Annotated in this window: 13 protein-coding genes; 11 read left to right on the top strand and 2 right to left on the bottom strand. The window is 41.3% G+C overall.

The window, feature by feature from the left end; all coding sequences use genetic code 11:
• Positions 1-2 precede the first annotated feature (2 nt).
• The 7 genes from eno to VUI23_RS04605 all read left to right on the top strand — a co-directional run bounded on the left by eno (position 3) and on the right by VUI23_RS04605 (position 8,490).
• Positions 3-1,295 (top strand): phosphopyruvate hydratase, encoded by a 1,293-nt coding sequence (eno, locus tag VUI23_RS04635; protein WP_216046830.1) that lies wholly within the window; start codon positions 3-5, stop codon positions 1,293-1,295.
• An 80-nt stretch (positions 1,296-1,375) separates the two neighbouring features.
• The gene (locus tag VUI23_RS04630; RefSeq protein ID WP_342807059.1) at positions 1,376-2,017 is read left to right on the top strand and encodes a hypothetical protein; all 642 of its coding nucleotides are present in this window, start codon (positions 1,376-1,378) and stop codon (positions 2,015-2,017) included.
• A 384-nt stretch (positions 2,018-2,401) separates the two neighbouring features.
• Positions 2,402-3,961: a 2-isopropylmalate synthase gene (gene leuA / locus VUI23_RS04625; protein WP_342807057.1), complete on the top strand. Its 1,560-nt coding sequence runs from the start codon at positions 2,402-2,404 to the stop codon at positions 3,959-3,961.
• Between the two features lie 7 nt (positions 3,962-3,968).
• Complete coding sequence (gene leuB / locus VUI23_RS04620; RefSeq protein ID WP_216046833.1) at positions 3,969-5,075, top strand: 3-isopropylmalate dehydrogenase; 1,107 nt, start codon at positions 3,969-3,971, stop codon at positions 5,073-5,075.
• Positions 5,076-5,115: 40 nt separating this feature from the next.
• Positions 5,116-6,510, top strand: a complete 1,395-nt coding sequence (gene leuC / locus VUI23_RS04615) for a 3-isopropylmalate dehydratase large subunit (RefSeq protein ID WP_342807055.1) — start codon at positions 5,116-5,118, stop codon at positions 6,508-6,510.
• 9 nt (positions 6,511-6,519) lie between these two features.
• A complete protein-coding gene (gene leuD / locus VUI23_RS04610; protein WP_216046835.1) occupies positions 6,520-7,122 on the top strand; it encodes a 3-isopropylmalate dehydratase small subunit in 603 nt (200 codons plus the stop codon).
• Positions 7,123-7,287: 165 nt separating this feature from the next.
• Complete coding sequence (locus VUI23_RS04605; protein ID WP_342807053.1) at positions 7,288-8,490, top strand: HD domain-containing phosphohydrolase; 1,203 nt, start codon at positions 7,288-7,290, stop codon at positions 8,488-8,490.
• A gap of 57 nt (positions 8,491-8,547) precedes the next feature.
• Here the strand turns inward: VUI23_RS04605 and VUI23_RS04600 are convergent, their stop codons facing one another.
• Together VUI23_RS04600 and VUI23_RS04595 are read right to left on the bottom strand one after the other, a co-directional pair.
• Positions 8,548-9,603: a general secretion pathway protein GspB gene (locus VUI23_RS04600; RefSeq protein ID WP_342807051.1), complete on the bottom strand. Its 1,056-nt coding sequence runs from the start codon at positions 9,601-9,603 to the stop codon at positions 8,548-8,550.
• Position 9,604: 1 nt separating this feature from the next.
• Positions 9,605-10,507 (bottom strand): AAA family ATPase, encoded by a 903-nt coding sequence (locus VUI23_RS04595; RefSeq protein WP_216046838.1) that lies wholly within the window; start codon positions 10,505-10,507, stop codon positions 9,605-9,607.
• A 117-nt stretch (positions 10,508-10,624) separates the two neighbouring features.
• On the opposite strand from VUI23_RS04595, the gene VUI23_RS04590 reads away from it, so the two are divergent.
• The 4 genes from VUI23_RS04590 to VUI23_RS04575 all read left to right on the top strand — a co-directional run bounded on the left by VUI23_RS04590 (position 10,625) and on the right by VUI23_RS04575 (position 16,053).
• Positions 10,625-11,857, top strand: coding sequence for a multifunctional CCA addition/repair protein (locus tag VUI23_RS04590; RefSeq protein WP_342807049.1), 1,233 nt, complete (start codon positions 10,625-10,627; stop codon positions 11,855-11,857).
• 113 nt (positions 11,858-11,970) lie between these two features.
• Positions 11,971-13,185, top strand: a complete 1,215-nt coding sequence (gene srmB / locus VUI23_RS04585; protein ID WP_342807047.1) for an ATP-dependent RNA helicase SrmB — start codon at positions 11,971-11,973, stop codon at positions 13,183-13,185.
• Positions 13,186-13,408: 223 nt separating this feature from the next.
• Positions 13,409-15,385, top strand: coding sequence for an EAL domain-containing protein (locus VUI23_RS04580; RefSeq protein ID WP_342807045.1), 1,977 nt, complete (start codon positions 13,409-13,411; stop codon positions 15,383-15,385).
• Positions 15,386-15,477: 92 nt separating this feature from the next.
• Positions 15,478-16,053 (top strand): thymidine kinase, encoded by a 576-nt coding sequence (locus VUI23_RS04575; protein ID WP_342807043.1) that lies wholly within the window; start codon positions 15,478-15,480, stop codon positions 16,051-16,053.
• Positions 16,054-16,090: the final 37 nt, after the last annotated feature.

Genomic DNA, 16,090 nt, shown 5'->3' with positions numbered 1-16,090 from the left:
AAATGGCAAAAATCAGCAAGATTATTGGCCGTGAGGTAATGGACTCGCGTGGTAACCCAACTGTAGAGGCAGACGTATATTTAGAAAGTGGTGCCTGGGGCAGAGCATGCGCGCCATCTGGTGCATCTACTGGTTCTCGCGAAGCTTTGGAATTGCGCGATGGTGACAAATCTAGATATCTAGGAAAAGGCGTTTTAAAAGCCGTAGCTGCAGTAAACGGTGATATTCAAACATCTTTGCTAGGCAAAGATGCGCTAGACCAACGTGCAGTAGATCAAATTATGATCGATTTAGACGGCACCGAAAATAAAGAACAATTTGGTGCTAACGCCATTTTGGCGGTTTCTCTAGCAGTGGCAAAAGCTGCGGCGATGGAGAAGAAAATACCGTTATATCAACATATTTCAGAACTTAACGGAACACCAGGACAATATTCAATGCCGGTTCCAATGATGAATATCATCAACGGTGGTGAACATGCTGATAACAACGTCGATATTCAAGAATTTATGGTTCAGCCTGTAGGCGCACCTAACTTCCGTGAAGCGCTACGCATGGGTGCTGAAATCTTCCACAGCTTGAAAAAAGTATTGTCTGCAAAAGGTTTAAGTACTGCAGTTGGCGACGAAGGTGGCTTTGCTCCGAATTTGAGCTCTAATGAAGAAGCTCTTAAAGTTATCATTCAAGCCGTTGAAAGTGCTGGTTATGTGATGGATAAGGACGTTACTCTTGCCCTTGATTGTGCATCATCTGAGTTTTACGTAGATGGTCAGTACAATATGAAAGGTGAAGGTAAAATCTTTAACTCAGAAGAGTTCAGTGATTACCTAGCGGACCTATCAGCTAAATATCCAATTATCTCAATTGAAGATGGTTTGGATGAAAGCGATTGGGATGGTTGGGCTTACCTAACCGGTAAAATTGGCGATAAAATTCAACTAGTTGGTGATGACTTGTTCGTAACCAATACTAAAATTTTAAAACGCGGTATCGACAATGGTGTAGGTAACTCTATCCTCATTAAGTTTAACCAAATTGGTTCACTTTCCGAGACGTTAGATGCAATTAAGATGGCAAAAGATGCAGGTTTCACTGCTGTTATCTCTCACCGTAGTGGCGAGACTGAAGATGCAACTATCGCTGATTTAGCGGTGGGTACAGCTGCTGGTCAAATCAAAACGGGTTCACTATGCCGCTCTGATCGTGTGGCTAAGTACAACCAATTGCTTCGCATTGAAGAAGCTTTAGGTGACTCAGTTAGTTACGGCGGTCGCGCTGAAATTAAAGGTCAATAAAGCCTAATGAGCATGTACCAGCCTAAGTTTTATCTGGTACATGCTTACAACTACCCTAATTGTCTGATATAAGTCAGATAATGTCCGATACCAATCATCAACAACAAGTTGATATATTCGCCTCCGATCAAAGACAGCGCCATTTTGCCGAGCTGTGCAATGCCCTGTATGAAAGAGAATTGCTGTCATTAAGCAAGAGCACTGTCAACAATATACGGTTATTACAGCGTAGGTTGTCAGGATTGCCTTATCATATTAAAAATGCAGCTGAATACTTACTAGCTCAAAGTTACCCCATCAAAGTAGACGTCCACAACGGCAGTTGGCAAGCTAAACAAGCGGCTAAATGTGTGAGCGCCAAATACGATCCGCAAAAATCATTGGCATGGTTTCAAAGCCATGTTCGTATGGGTTTGCCATCGCCTATTTGCATCAGTGATATGGGCATAGAAACAGTAGAATTAGACTCTGTTGATAGAATAGACAAAGAAAACCATAAATTACATTTCAACAAACACGGCTGGTTTGATTTCAACGGAACATTTCTTGGTGAGTATGACCATTCATTGCAAAGTAAAACCTTATTGATTCCAAATAAAGGCAATATTACAGCTGCTTGTTGCGGCCATAGTTGGAACCACAAAGGCAAAACCATTCCCAGAACACTCAGCCTTAGAGAATTACTTTTATCCACCACAATTAACTGGAAAACCTACAAGTAGTTAATAACCGAACAGCAAATAAATGAATCCTCAAAGATAGTTCAAGGATATACCTTTTTGTTAAGCAAAGTGGCTGCAAAATGAGACCAATAAAGCACTGCTTATCCCGAGAACAGGTTAGTTATTCCAAAGCGATATATAAGGATTTATTATCTAAGGTTGACGCATAGGCCGATAAAGGATACAAATACACCACTAGAGAATTTACTCAAAATTTGATTAATTGAGAGCAATGTGACATTACGTAAAGCAACTTTACTCAACATCCTACTACTTCTGGCAGCGAGACTGCACGGGTAGGTTGTAAATGTCACAACTGATTTTAAAACCCGTGCAACGCACGGGTTTTTTTATATGGGCAATATACTTAACAGGAGAAAAAATATGTCTAATCAAGTGAAAATATTTGATACAACCTTGCGTGATGGCGAACAAGCGCTGCCAGCAAGTCTCACTGTTAAAGAAAAACTGCAAATAGCATTTGCTATTGAAAGATTAGGCGTAGACATTATAGAAGCAGGATTTCCAGTTTCGTCACCGGGTGATTTCGCTTCTGTACAAAGTATTGCAAGAGAAATCAAAAACGCCACTGTATGCGGTTTATCTAGAGCCCTAGAAAAAGATATTGATGCCTGCGGTGAAGCGTTAAAGGTCGCAGATCAATTTCGTATCCATACTTTTATTGCCACCTCAGATATTCATGTGGGCGCAAAGCTTAAAAAATCCCAACATGAAATTGTTGAAATGGCAGTGCATGCAATAAAACATGCGCGCCGCTATACCGATGACGTGGAATTTTCCTGTGAAGATGCTGGTCGTACGCATATCGATTATTTGTGTCGTATGGTTGAAGCTGCCATAACCGCTGGCGCAACAACAGTGAATATCCCTGATACTGTGGGTTACACGATGCCAACAGAATTTGGCGGCATCATCAAAAACCTATTTAACCGCGTTCCAAACATCGACAAAGCAACAATTTCTGTACACTGTCACAATGATTTAGGTTTGGCTGTTGCCAACTCATTGGCGGCGGTTGAAAACGGCGCTCGACAAGTTGAAGCAACAATTAATGGTATTGGTGAGCGAGCTGGTAACTGCTCTTTAGAAGAAATTGCAATGATTTTGCAAACCCGTCAAGCCATGTTGGGATTACAAACCAACATCAACTCCCACGAAATTTCACGTACCTCTAAATTAGTAAGTCAGCTGTGTAATATGCCAGTTCAGGCCAATAAAGCCATTGTCGGTACTAATGCGTTTAGTCACTCTTCCGGTATTCACCAAGATGGCGTATTGAAAGCGCAAAATACCTACGAAATCATGACACCGGAAAGCGTGGGCATAAACAAAAACAACTTGAATCTTACATCACGTTCAGGTCGCCACGTTATTAAACATCGATTAACCGAATTAGGTTACAAAGAGAGTGATTACGATTTAGAAGCAATCTACGCTGCATTTTTGAAATTGGCCGACAAAAAAGGTCAGGTGTTTGATTACGATTTAGAAGCACTGTTGTTTTTTGATCAACAAAAACAAGAGCAAGCTCATTTCGAATTGCTTTATTTACAGGCAAACTCGGGGCGAGAAATCATTCCTAGTGCCACCGTCAAAATGCGTATCGGTGAAATTGAAATCACTGAGTCAGCGGTTGGTAATGGCCCTGTAGACGCAGCATTTAACGCCATTACGAAAGCCATTGGGCACAGCCGCGTAGATGTGGTTGACTTCAAACTCGACTCTAAAGGTGAAGGCGCCGATGCATTAGCTCAAGTAAGCTTGATTGCTGAATATAATGGCCGCCGCTTTAACGGTATTGGCCTAGCCACTGACATCGTAGAGTCCGGTGTAAAGGCACTGATTTACGTGTTAAACAATACACATTTAGCCGACCAAATTGATCAACAGAAGAAACAACAAATAAAAATTGCAGGGGTTTAATAAGTACATGTCTAATTATGAAATTGCCGTATTACCAGGAGACGGTATAGGTCCGGAAATAATGGCTGAGGCTAGAAAAGTACTCAGTGCAGTTGAAAAAACCTGTGGGTTGTCATTCACTCTGAACGAATATGATGTAGGTGGCTTAGCCATCGATAATCACGGGCAGGCGCTACCAGAATACACGCTAAAAGGATGCGAACAAGCAGATGCTATTTTGTTTGGTTCGATTGGTGGCCCTAAGTGGGACAGTTTACCTCTAGAGCAACGCCCAGAAAGAGCCGCGCTGCTGGCGTTACGTGGTCATTTTGATTTATTTAGTAATTTACGACCTGCAAAAATTTACCCTGGTTTAGAAGCCTTATCTCCACTTCGCGCTGATATTGCGGCAAGCGGCTTTGATGTTTTAGTTATCAGAGAACTTACTAGTGGCATTTATTTTGGCCAACCTAAAGGCTTAGAAGGCGAAGGTGAAGAACAGTTTGCGTACGACACCATGCGTTATTCAAAGCGAGAAATTCGTCGTATTGCCAAAAGCGCCTTTGAAGCTGCAATGAAACGCGGTAAAAAAGTCACCTCAGTTGATAAAGCAAATGTATTAGTGTGCTCACGATTATGGCGTGAAGTTACTGAGGAAGTCGCAAAAGATTATCCAGAAGTAACCTTAGAACATATATATATCGATAACGCGACTATGCAGTTGCTTCGTTACCCCAACGAGTTCGACGTAATGCTTTGCTCTAACTTGTTTGGCGACATTATATCTGATGAATGCGCAATGATTACGGGCTCTATGGGTTTATTACCATCGGCAAGTGTGAATGAAAGCGGATTTGGTATGTTCGAACCAGCCGGGGGCTCAGCGCCGGATATAGCGGGCAAAGGCATCGCCAATCCAATTGCCCAAATCTTATCTGCTTCAATGATGCTACGTTACAGCTTAAATCAAACAAAAGCAGCAGACCAAATTGATGATGCGGTACGTAAAGCATTAGCTGAAGGTGTATTGACTGGGGAATTACTTCCACCAGAAAAACGTCATCTTGCTAACACTACGTCGCAAGTGGGTGATGTAATTTGTCAGCACATATTATCTTCCGTACAAATTAACTAGAATTAGCCAGTAGGCTCCGATTTAAATTTAGGAATTAAAAATGGCAAAATCATTATACGACAAAATCTGGGAATCCCATGTTGTCGACCAATTGGGTGACGATACTCTTATTTATATCGATCGTCACTTAATCCATGAGGTGACCTCTCCTCAGGCATTTGCAGGATTAAATGACAAGGGACGTAAAGTTAGATGTCCCCATAAAACCTTCGCGACTATGGATCACAGTATTTCTACTCGCTCATTAGCCATTGATGCTTGTGGACCAGAAAATCAATTACAGCTACAAACCTTAGCCAATAACTGTAAAGAACATGGCATTGAATTATTCCCTGTAGGCCATCAAAAACAAGGTATAGTCCATGTTATTGGACCTGAGCTTGGCTTAATTCTACCCGGAATGACGGTGGTTTGTGGTGATTCACATACTGCAACTCATGGCGCTTTCGGGGCCCTTGCTTTTGGTATTGGTACCTCGCAAGTTGAACACGTATTTGCAACCCAAACATTAAAACAAACCAAAGCTAAAAGTATGTTAATTAATGTTGATGGCAAACTTCCCCTTGGCATCACAGCAAAAGATATCATCTTAGCGATTATTGGTACTATTAGTCATGCAGGCGCAACCGGTTACGTTATTGAATATGCAGGTGAAGCAATTCGTGGTTTGACCATGGAAGAGCGCATGACAGTATGTAACATGACCATTGAAGCGGGTGCAAAAGCAGGCTTTATCGCGCCTGATGAAACCACCTTTGAATATATTAAAGGTCGCGAATATGCGCCATCTGGCGAAGCTTGGGATAATGCAGTCGCATATTGGAAAACCCTGCATTCTGATGATGGTGCGCATTTTGACAAAGTAGTTGAATTGCAAGCCAAAGACATTGCACCACAAATTACTTGGGGAACGAACCCTGGCCAAGTAACGGGTGTAACCAACACGATTCCAACACCGCAAGATTTCAGCGATCCTATTGAGCGTGAATCAGCCATTAAAGCACTTGCTTATATGGACTTAAAAGCAGGTACAAAACTAACTGATGTTTCGGTTAATAATGTCTTTATTGGCTCTTGTACTAATAGCCGAATCGAAGATTTAAGAGCTGCGGCGGCAATTGCTCAAAAAGGTAAGGTAGTAGACGGTGTTACAGCCATTGTGGTGCCTGGTTCAGTGACCGTAAAACAGCAAGCTGAAGAAGAAAACCTCGATCAGATTTTCATTGATGCTGGTTTTGAATGGCGGTTACCAGGTTGTTCAATGTGTTTGGGTATGAATGACGATATTCTGAAAGCCGGTGATAGATGTGCATCAACGAGTAATCGAAATTTCGAAGGTCGCCAAGGCCGAGGTGCCAGAACCCACCTAGTTTCTCCAGCAATGGCAGCAGCGGCTGCGATCACTGGCCACTTCATTGATGTACGAGATTTGTAGGAGCAGATGATGACAGGATTCACAACCCATTTGGGTACAGCAGCACCACTTGACCAAGCCAATGTGGATACAGACCAGATCATTCCAAAGCAATTCTTAACCGGAGTGACTCGCACAGGTTACGGTAAACACCTATTCCACGATTGGCGCTATTTAGATTTGCACGAACAAGAAGTTAACCCTGACTTTGCTCTCACTAAACCTGAGTATCAGGGTGCTAGCATTCTTTTAGCTCGTGAAAACTTTGGCTGCGGTTCAAGTCGCGAACATGCACCTTGGGCACTTGCCGATTTTGGTTATAGCGTAATTATTGCCACCAGTTTTGCAGATATTTTTTATGGCAACTGTATTAATAATCAACTATTACCAATCACCCTTAGCAGCTCAGAAATGGATAATTTGTTCAGCATTGTAAAAGATAACCCTGAGACACAAATTTTCATTGATTTACCCAATCAAACTGTAAAAGTTGCTGAACAGGAGTATCACTTTGATATACCTGAGCATCATAAAAACAACTTGATTAAAGGGCTTGATGCGATTGGTCAAACGCTGGAATTAGATGACAAAATATTGGATTACGAAAACAACGCATTTGCTTGGTTAAGATAATTCTCCAATCAAAACAGCATCCAGGTTCAATGGAGTAAAATCCTTGCCTGGATGTATGTTTTAAGCAGTAAACCTCCATTTAAATAGAGATTTGAAATTATTATTGGGCTAAAATGCCCGTCAATTTTAAATACTAAAAAAGTGTGTTGGGAGTGCTGGGTAGTAATGCTTGAAGCGATCAAAATCGAAGATTTAAAGCCAGGCATGTTTGTTAATGATGTTATCGAACAAAACGGCAAACTTAGAATAAAAACCAAAGGCCTTGTTAAATCAGTCAAATCAATTGATATCTTAAAGTCCAAAGGTGTAACCAAAGTCGAAATTGATATTTCGCGCAGCAACCTTCCTCCTCCACCGGTAAATCCGGAACCCAAAGAAAGCACAACACAAGAAAATACTGCCCCTGTAAGTCCTAAGAAGACATCTTTTAGCGATAGTGAACAACTTGAAGCTGCGACTAAACTATATGACGAAGCGTTGACGATCCAAAGCCGTTTCTTTAAACGTTTAGCCGCCAACGATACTCCCTCACTTTCTGATGTAAAGGATTTAAGTGCAAATATAATCGAGTCAGTATTCAACATGCCAAACGGCCTGAGTTGTTTAACTTTGCTGAATAAGTCAGGAAAATACTTGCTGGAACATTCTTTGAATTGTTCGATTTTGTTGACAATGTTCGCAAAGTACAGAGATATGGGTCGGCAAGCAATTGAAGAGTTAAGTTTAGCCGGTTTGTTAATGGACGTTGGTATGACAAATATGCCAAAAGACATTACCCAATCTGCTGGAAAGCTCACACCGCAACAAAAAGAAATTATTACGACTCATGTAGACATTGGTCTCGACTTAGTGGACCGCTGTGGTGATGTTGCAGCATCAGTACAAGATATTATCTTTAACCATCACGAACGAATTGATGGTTCCGGCTATCCCGATGCACAAACTGATCATGATGTCAGCGAATATGCCAGAATGGCGGGGATTGTTGATAGCTACGACGCAATGATTAATGATCGGCCGTTCAGAAAAGCGGTAACCCCTTCCAGAGCACTGGTTAAACTGCTAAGCGATGAAAGCTACGATCAAGTATTGGTTGCTCAATTCATTAAGTGTTTGGGCGTCCACCCAGTAGGCTCACTTGTAAAACTCGACAATGATAGATTGGCAATAATAATGCGGGGCAATAAAGAAACCCCAATGAAGCCTATAGTCGCGGCTTTTTATAACTTAAAAACAGCTAGCTATTCAGAAGTAAAAAAACTCGATTTAAGTCAAGTGAATGTAAAAATTATCAGTGCCGTTCGCCCCGAAGAGTTTGGACTAAATTTGACCAAGTTTTTAAAAGAAATTTTAATCACCGCACTTTAGAAAGACATATAGGGCATTTAAGCTTAAATTTGAATGCCCATTGCAAAGCAACAATGATTACCAGTCAGACAGCGCATCCATACTAAACTCTTGTCCTTTAAACGTCATAATCACGTGTTGTGGCTCGATTCCTATTAAAACCAGCCCATCCTCAATTTCCTGCCCTTCTACTACCCTTTTGCCGTTCACCCTAACCCATCGTTCTTCTGGGGCAGAAACATACATGTGAGCAGAGAATGCCATACTGGGCAGTTCTGTTAGTACCCACGCAGGAAGTTCATTGACTGCCGGAACATCTCTTATCGGTTGTGCATCATCCGTTGGATCAACCGGTGTTTCATCGCCAATGGAAGCCAACGCATTTCGGAAGCGCTGTAATAATTCTGGTGGAATATTATTTTGTTCGTCTGCGTTTGTTTGTTCTTGTTCAGCTTGTTGCTCTGCTAATAATTGCGCCGTTTCGTCAACCGAGACATTTTCATTGCTATCTTGCTTTTGATTTGACGGTGGTGTTTTAGGCTGCTCGATAATAGGCTGTTCCGGTTTAACGTCAACCATATCACTTGGTTCAATATTGGTTTGTTTTTCAGTAACTTGTGAGTCTTGTTGCTCTTCAAGTTCGTCTTCGGTGATGCTACCGTTAGGAAGCGGTGCTGCCGTTTGCACGGTGTCAGTCGACTGATGAATTAACTGCGTAACTGTCGTCAAATTTGCTAACACTAAACCAACACAAAATCCGCCTGCTACTACCACTGATGCGATTAACGATTTTTTACCATAGTATTGCCATGCTTCTGGTAACTCTTGCACTGAAGGCAAAAATAAACTGCGATTAAACTGCTCTGATATGCCTTGGTCAATATTCTGGGTAACCGTGCTGGTATCTTCAACCAATTGCTGGGTTTTTGATTTGGCAATTTTCGGCTTTTTAACCTCCACTGTCATGTCAGGATCAATTTCAACTTCCTGCACGCCCATTTCAGCTAGCGCCTTTACCATATCAGAGCTGCTCACAAGCCCTGATTTTTTTATCTTAACTGGTCCGTTTTGGGCGGTAACTTTGATGATTACCATACCGGCTTTGAGTTGGTCTACACTGATCTTTTGGGTCATGTTAGCCTCCTACCATATAGCCGACAGACGCAGCGGCGAGGAAGCATGCGGCCAATATCAAGGTCCATTGTTTTCCTTGCCGCTGTTTTACCACATCATCGCCAAGTATTTGTCTCGCTGCTGCAATAAAAATATGGCGACGAACAATTGCATGTTGTTTAGTAAAAGACAACGTTAAAGCGCGGTCGCAAAGCAAGTTAATCACCCGTGGAATGCCGCCGGTTATCTGATAAATGGCTTGCAAAGTGGGTTTGCTGAAAATACGTTCGTGTCCGCCAGCCACAGACAGACGATGGGAAATGTAATTTTTGACTTCTATTGAGGATAAAGGCAGTAAATGGTATCTGGCCGTTATACGTTGTGCTAACTGTCTCAGTTCATTACGTTTTAATAATTGCTGTAATTCAGGTTGACCTATCAATACCACTTTTAAAAGTTTTTCCCGATTTGTTTCTAAATTGGTTAACAGCCGCAGTTGCTCTAATACTTCAGGTAAAAGATGTTGCGCCTCATCAACAATAAGCACTGTATTAATGCCGTGTGAATGATTTGTTGTGAGTTTAGTTAGTATTTTATCGGTGAAGTATTTAAGGCTTGCTTGCTTTTTAAGGTAACGAATTTTTAATTCATCACAAATACTTGCCAATAACTCGATTGCAGAGAGCGTTGGATTGAGAATCATTGCCACTTGGGTATTGTCGGGTAATTGTTGCAATAATTTTCGCGAGACAGTGGTTTTCCCCGTACCTACCTCACCGGTGAGCATCACAAAGCCGCCACTTTCACGTAAACCAAAAATTAAATGAGCGAGCGCTTCTTTATGGCGAGGACTCATATAAAGATAATCAGGGTTAGGCGCTATTGAAAAAGGGTTATCGGATAATCCAAAATAATTCAGGTACATATGTGCTTATAAAAACCAATCCAAATTTGCGACGAATAAGGTAACACTATTTGAGGTTAACTCAAAGACTGCTTACTATAGGATTTATAGTCCGACGATAAAGTGAGTTGTTAACTGATGAATTGTTTTTTAGTAGGTGGCGCTGTACGCGATAAATTACTCGACCGCAAAGTAAGCGACCGAGATTGGGTAGTAGTGGGAGAAACAGTAGATTCAATGTTAGCGGCTGGATATGAGCAGGTCGGCAGTGATTTCCCAGTATTTTTGCATCCCAAAACCAAAGAAGAATATGCCTTAGCGCGTACTGAACGAAAAAGCGGGAAAGGCTATACAGGCTTTGAAGTAAACAGTGAAAGTAGCGTTACCCTTGAAGAAGATCTAAAACGCAGAGACTTAACCATCAATGCCATGGCGTTAGATAAAAATCAGCAATTGATCGACCCCTTTAATGGTCAAAATGATTTGCATAACCGCCTGTTACGACATGTGTCACCTGCTTTTGTTGAAGATCCGTTACGCGTACTACGCGTTGCTAGATTCGCCGCACGTTATCATCAATACGGCTTTGAAATTGCGCCTGAAACGGCATCCTTGATGAAGCAAATGGTGGATCAAGGTGAGTTAGATCATTTGGTACCTGAACGGGTCTGGAAAGAAACTTCTCGAGCTTTATTGGAAAAAGACCCTGACATTTTTTTTGAAGTTCTCAGAGCATGCGGTGCCCTTAAAGTATGGTTTTCTGAATTGGATGTTTTGTGGGGAATTCCAAACCCAGTGCAATGGCACCCAGAAGTAGATACCGGTATTCATACGATGATGGTGATTCAACAAGCGGCTAAACTTAGTGATAATTTGGCGATCCGCTACGCGGCTTTAGTTCATGACCTTGGTAAAGGTCTCACCGATCCGGCTCAGTGGCCCTCGCACCGAGAACATGAAGAGTTAGGTGTCGCACCAATACGCGCATTAAGTGAACGTTTGAAAGTACCAAATGAATGTAAAGAATTAGCGATTATGACCAGTGAGTATCACACTCACATTCATCGTGCATTGGAGCTTCGACCTGCCACTATATTAAAAGTATTAAACCATTGTGATGCTTGGCGTAAGCCGGAGCGTTTCAACAATTTACTGACAACATGTATTGCCGATGCAAAGGGACGTACCGGGCTTGAAAACAGAGATTACCCACAGGCTGAATTCATCTGGAATGCTTATCAAGCGGCGATGAAAGTTGAAGTAAAATCGATTATAGAGGCCGGCGCAACCGGTAAAAACATTAAATTACGGCTAGATGAGAAGCGAATAAACGCAATTCGCGAGTTTAAACAAGCATATCAGCCGGATTAGGGTCGAATTATTCCTGATGAAAACGACAGAATCTAATTAAGGCTGCCCTAAACTGGATAAGTCCTCTATAATTGCGACAATTATGTAAATGGTACTAACCTCCACGGAAAAATATGTTTGAAGAATTAGATCTTGACGAAAAATTATGTCAAGCAGTTGCCGATATGGGGTACACATCCCCAACCAGTATTCAATCTTTGGTGATACCTCCCGCCATGGAAGGACAAGACATTTTAGCCAATGCACCAACAGGTACAGGTAAGACAGCAGCATTTTTGTTGCCCGCATGTCAGTTCCTACTGGACTTTCCGCGCCAACAACCAGGCTCATGCCGAATTCTAATATTGACTCCTACCCGTGAGCTGGCGTTGCAAGTTTATGAGCAAGCGCTGCAAATCACAAAATATACGGATTTAGAGTGTGGGGTGATTACAGGTGGTATTAATTATGGAACAGATCGTGAAACCCTAGAGAAAAACCTAGACATTTTAGTGGCGACACCAGGTCGATTGTTCGAACATATTGAAAAAGAAAGCTTCGATTGTCGAGATATTGAAAGCTTAGTGTTAGATGAAGCAGATCGCATGTTAGATATGGGCTTTTCTGCGATAGTGAATCAGATTGCATCTGAGGCCCGCTGGCGCAAGCAATCAATGTTGTTTTCGGCAACCCTTGAAGGCGCTGGAATTGAACGATTCGCCAAAGATCTGTTAACCAACCCAGTATCGCTAGAAGCCACGCCAAGTCGCAAGGAACACGCAAAGATCCTGCAATGGATTCATTTAGCAGACGATCCCGCGCATAAATATAATCTGCTTAAAAGTATTCTTGCTAACCAAATTCAGTCTGCGGTGGTATTTGTAAAAACTCGAGATAGACTCAACCAGCTTAAACAAATGCTCGAAAGAGATGGATTTACAATCTCTTGGTTACAAGGTGAGATGCCACAGGACAAACGCAATAGCGCATTAAAACGTTTCAAAGACGGTGAGATAAACATATTGCTGGCCACCGACGTTGCTTCACGAGGTATTGATGTAGATAACATAAGCCATGTGATTAATTACGATTTACCCAGAACCGCTGATATTTATGTACATCGAATTGGTAGGACAGGCAGAGCTGGCAAAAAAGGGACTGCGATATCGATTGCTGAAGCCCACGAAATGGGAATCATTGCAAAAATCGAACGCTATACTCAACAACGTTTTAAACGTCGTGTTATTGAAGAATTGCGACCTAAAAATAAAGAAGCCAAAGCGCCAGTCAAAAAGAAGAAACCTAAATCTGAGAAAAAGAAAATTAAGCGGCCTAAGAAAAAGAAATAAAATACGATAATGAGAGACATAAATTGTTTTAAAATAATAATTTAGCTCTTAACCTGAATCAATCTGTACGCTAGGTACTCAGGACCATCGTAGTTGTTTGTTTTTTAACTAACCTAAAAGTTGTATGATGTCGAAATATATAATGTGCGCTGTTTGAGCAATTTGGCTGGTTTTTATAAGGGGTTCTGCCATTAACAACGTTTTTGAAATTGCTCGGGCAAATTTGCGGGACAAAACTAACGGTATATACGAAAACGTTCTTTTCGGTTTGATCGGCAGTTTAGTTGCTGCTTTTTTTCTGGTTTTTGCTCTAGACACCCCTAACACCCACAGTCTAAAAGTTATTTGGCTCGTTATTGTAGCTATCATTACAAGTCTAAGGTTCGCCGATTGGCTGTATTGGTTTATCAAATTACGACGCAAGAAATACGAGCCATCCCGCGCAAGAAATCGAGTAGTGCTTGGTGTTATATCATTGGCTTTGATGTGGTGTATCTATGCTGTGGTGTTTTATGACAGTATGGACCTAACCGAATTAGCATTGACGTTTGCCATGCTTTGTACACTTTCAAGTGGCGCTAATTCAGCACTTTCTGGACATAAAAGAGCCGCGATACTTTACACCGTCTTACTTCTAACGCCAGTTTCTTGCATGGCATTATTTTCCGGTATCAGTATTCATTTCTATTTAGGATGCTTGGGCATTTTGTACAACCTTTCGGTCGCCTTTTCCGCAGCACGAGCGGCAGATTTAACCGAAGAATCGGTTAAAATTCGCAATGAAAATGCGTATATCTTAGAAAAAATGCATAAAGAAGCAGCCCAAGTAGATGAAGTCAATGGCAAGCTTTCTGAAGCATATAAGCAACTCAACGTTACCAACGAGTCGTTAGAAAAAGAAGTGGAGCGACGTACCTACGAAATTAGAGTGCTATCTAGTTTGGATCCGTTAACCCAACTTTATAACCGCTCAGCCTTCATCCAGCAATTATCTGAAACAGCAGCTAAAAGCATAAAAAGTGGGCATTCGGTAGCCTTGTTATTCATCGATTTAAACGGTTTTAAAAAGATTAATGACACCTTGGGTCACAAGGTTGGTGATGCTGTTTTAGTCGAAGTTGCCGGTCGAATAGGCGCGTTTGCTAACGATTACCAAGCTGGACGTTGGGGCGGTGACGAATTCTTGATGCTACTGCCGTATGCCGACCATGAAACGGCTATTTCTGTAGCTAATGCGTTGTTAGCCCGTATTTCACAGCCTTTAGATGTTATGTCTAATCAATTGTACTTAAGTGCCACCATAGGTATTGCGATGTTGCCTGAACATACCTCTAGTGAGACAGAATTAATACAATTGGCTGATTTTGCCATGTTCGAACAAAAGAAATTGCATTTGTCTGCACCAAGAATGTTTTCACAAGATTTATTTGAGAATCTTAAGCAAATTGAAAACCTGCGAGATGGACTGCAAGAAGCCATTAACAATAAACAGATGTACCTTTGTTACCAACCTATAGTGAAATGTAAAACCAAACAACCATGGTCGTTTGAGGCATTATTACGCTGGAATTTTAATGGCAACTTAGTTGGACCAGACACCTTTATCCCCCTTGCAGAACAATCAGGTCTAATCCATGAAATTGGAGCTTGGGTACTCAATAGAGCCTGTATTGATGCAAGCCAATGGCAGCATAGTCCAAACGCCTCTGTTTCAGTAAATGTATCAATAATTCAATTATTAGACTCTGATTTTATCGATATATTAGACAGAGCACTGAAAACCAGTAAATTACAACCAGAGCGACTTCACTTGGAAATAACTGAGTCTATGTTCGCCGATAACAAAGTCAAAGTGAAAGCCAAACTCAATGCAATTAAGGCAAGAAATGTACAGGTTTCAATTGACGATTTTGGCACTGGCTATTCTTCCTTGAGTCAATTACAAACACTCAATTTTGACACCATAAAAATTGATCGTTCTTTTGTGCTAAACATGCATCAAGGCGGAGAAGCAATAATCAGAGCAACTCTATTTATAGCCAAACAATTTGGTTGTAAAACCGTCGCTGAAGGCATAGAGACAGAACAAGAAGCTCTCACACTTTCAGAAATGGGCGTCGATTATTTACAAGGTTTCTTATTTGCTAAACCTATGGTAAACGATGATTTACGCCGATGGGTGGAGAATATCGAAACCTAGTTTATAGAACCATTAATTCGAACTTAAACTAGATCACTATTTTAACTTTTAAAAACCACTGTGTTTCATTGCATAGTCATTAGAGCAGCTTTATGGCCCAACTATATTTTTATTATTCTGCAATGAATGCAGGTAAATCCACTTCACTACTACAATCAGCATACAATTATCAAGAACGTGGAATGCGAGCGGAAATTTTTACCGCTGCGCTAGATGATCGTTACGGCATTGGCAAAGTCGCATCGCGAATTGGCTTAAAAGCGGATGCACACCTTTTTAATCGAGAAAGTGATTTATTTGAAAGTATCCAAGGCTTACATGAAAAAGGAAAAATTGACTGTATATTTATCGATGAAGCGCAATTTTTAAGTAAACAGCAAGTGAAACAGTTAACCGGGATTGTCGATCAACTAAAAATTCCCGTATTGGCCTACGGATTGCGAACTGATTTCCTCGGTGAGACCTTTGAGGGAAGTCACTATCTGTTGGCATGGGCCGATAAAATGATTGAATTAAAAACAGTCTGTCATTGTGGTAAAAAAGCCAACTTCGTGGTGCGCTGGGATGAGAATGGTAACCCAGTAAAACATGGAGCTCAGGTGCAAGTAGGGGGTAACGACACATACGAATCAATGTGTCGCAAGCATTTTACGCAGTTGGTTTGGTAATAAAAAGTGAATTGAAATGCTAAAACCAATTCACTAA

The sequence above is a fragment of the Alteromonas sp. M12 genome (genome assembly GCF_037478005.1).
Lineage (GTDB): Bacteria > Pseudomonadota > Gammaproteobacteria > Enterobacterales > Alteromonadaceae > Aliiglaciecola > Aliiglaciecola lipolytica_A.
The sequence above is the reverse complement of the archived record's forward strand: the minus strand, read 5'-3'. Positions and strand labels throughout refer to the sequence as shown.

Coding starts and splice junctions, on each gene's coding strand:
- eno (WP_216046830.1), top strand. CDS start 3: ATGGCAAAAATCAGCAAGATTATTGGCCGTGAGGTAATGGACTCGCGT.
- VUI23_RS04630 (WP_342807059.1), top strand. CDS start 1,376: ATGTCCGATACCAATCATCAACAACAAGTTGATATATTCGCCTCCGAT.
- leuA (WP_342807057.1), top strand. CDS start 2,402: ATGTCTAATCAAGTGAAAATATTTGATACAACCTTGCGTGATGGCGAA.
- leuB (WP_216046833.1), top strand. CDS start 3,969: ATGTCTAATTATGAAATTGCCGTATTACCAGGAGACGGTATAGGTCCG.
- leuC (WP_342807055.1), top strand. CDS start 5,116: ATGGCAAAATCATTATACGACAAAATCTGGGAATCCCATGTTGTCGAC.
- leuD (WP_216046835.1), top strand. CDS start 6,520: ATGACAGGATTCACAACCCATTTGGGTACAGCAGCACCACTTGACCAA.
- VUI23_RS04605 (WP_342807053.1), top strand. CDS start 7,288: ATGCTTGAAGCGATCAAAATCGAAGATTTAAAGCCAGGCATGTTTGTT.
- VUI23_RS04600 (WP_342807051.1), bottom strand. CDS start 9,603: ATGACCCAAAAGATCAGTGTAGACCAACTCAAAGCCGGTATGGTAATC.
- VUI23_RS04595 (WP_216046838.1), bottom strand. CDS start 10,507: ATGTACCTGAATTATTTTGGATTATCCGATAACCCTTTTTCAATAGCG.
- VUI23_RS04590 (WP_342807049.1), top strand. CDS start 10,625: ATGAATTGTTTTTTAGTAGGTGGCGCTGTACGCGATAAATTACTCGAC.
- srmB (WP_342807047.1), top strand. CDS start 11,971: ATGTTTGAAGAATTAGATCTTGACGAAAAATTATGTCAAGCAGTTGCC.
- VUI23_RS04575 (WP_342807043.1), top strand. CDS start 15,478: ATGGCCCAACTATATTTTTATTATTCTGCAATGAATGCAGGTAAATCC.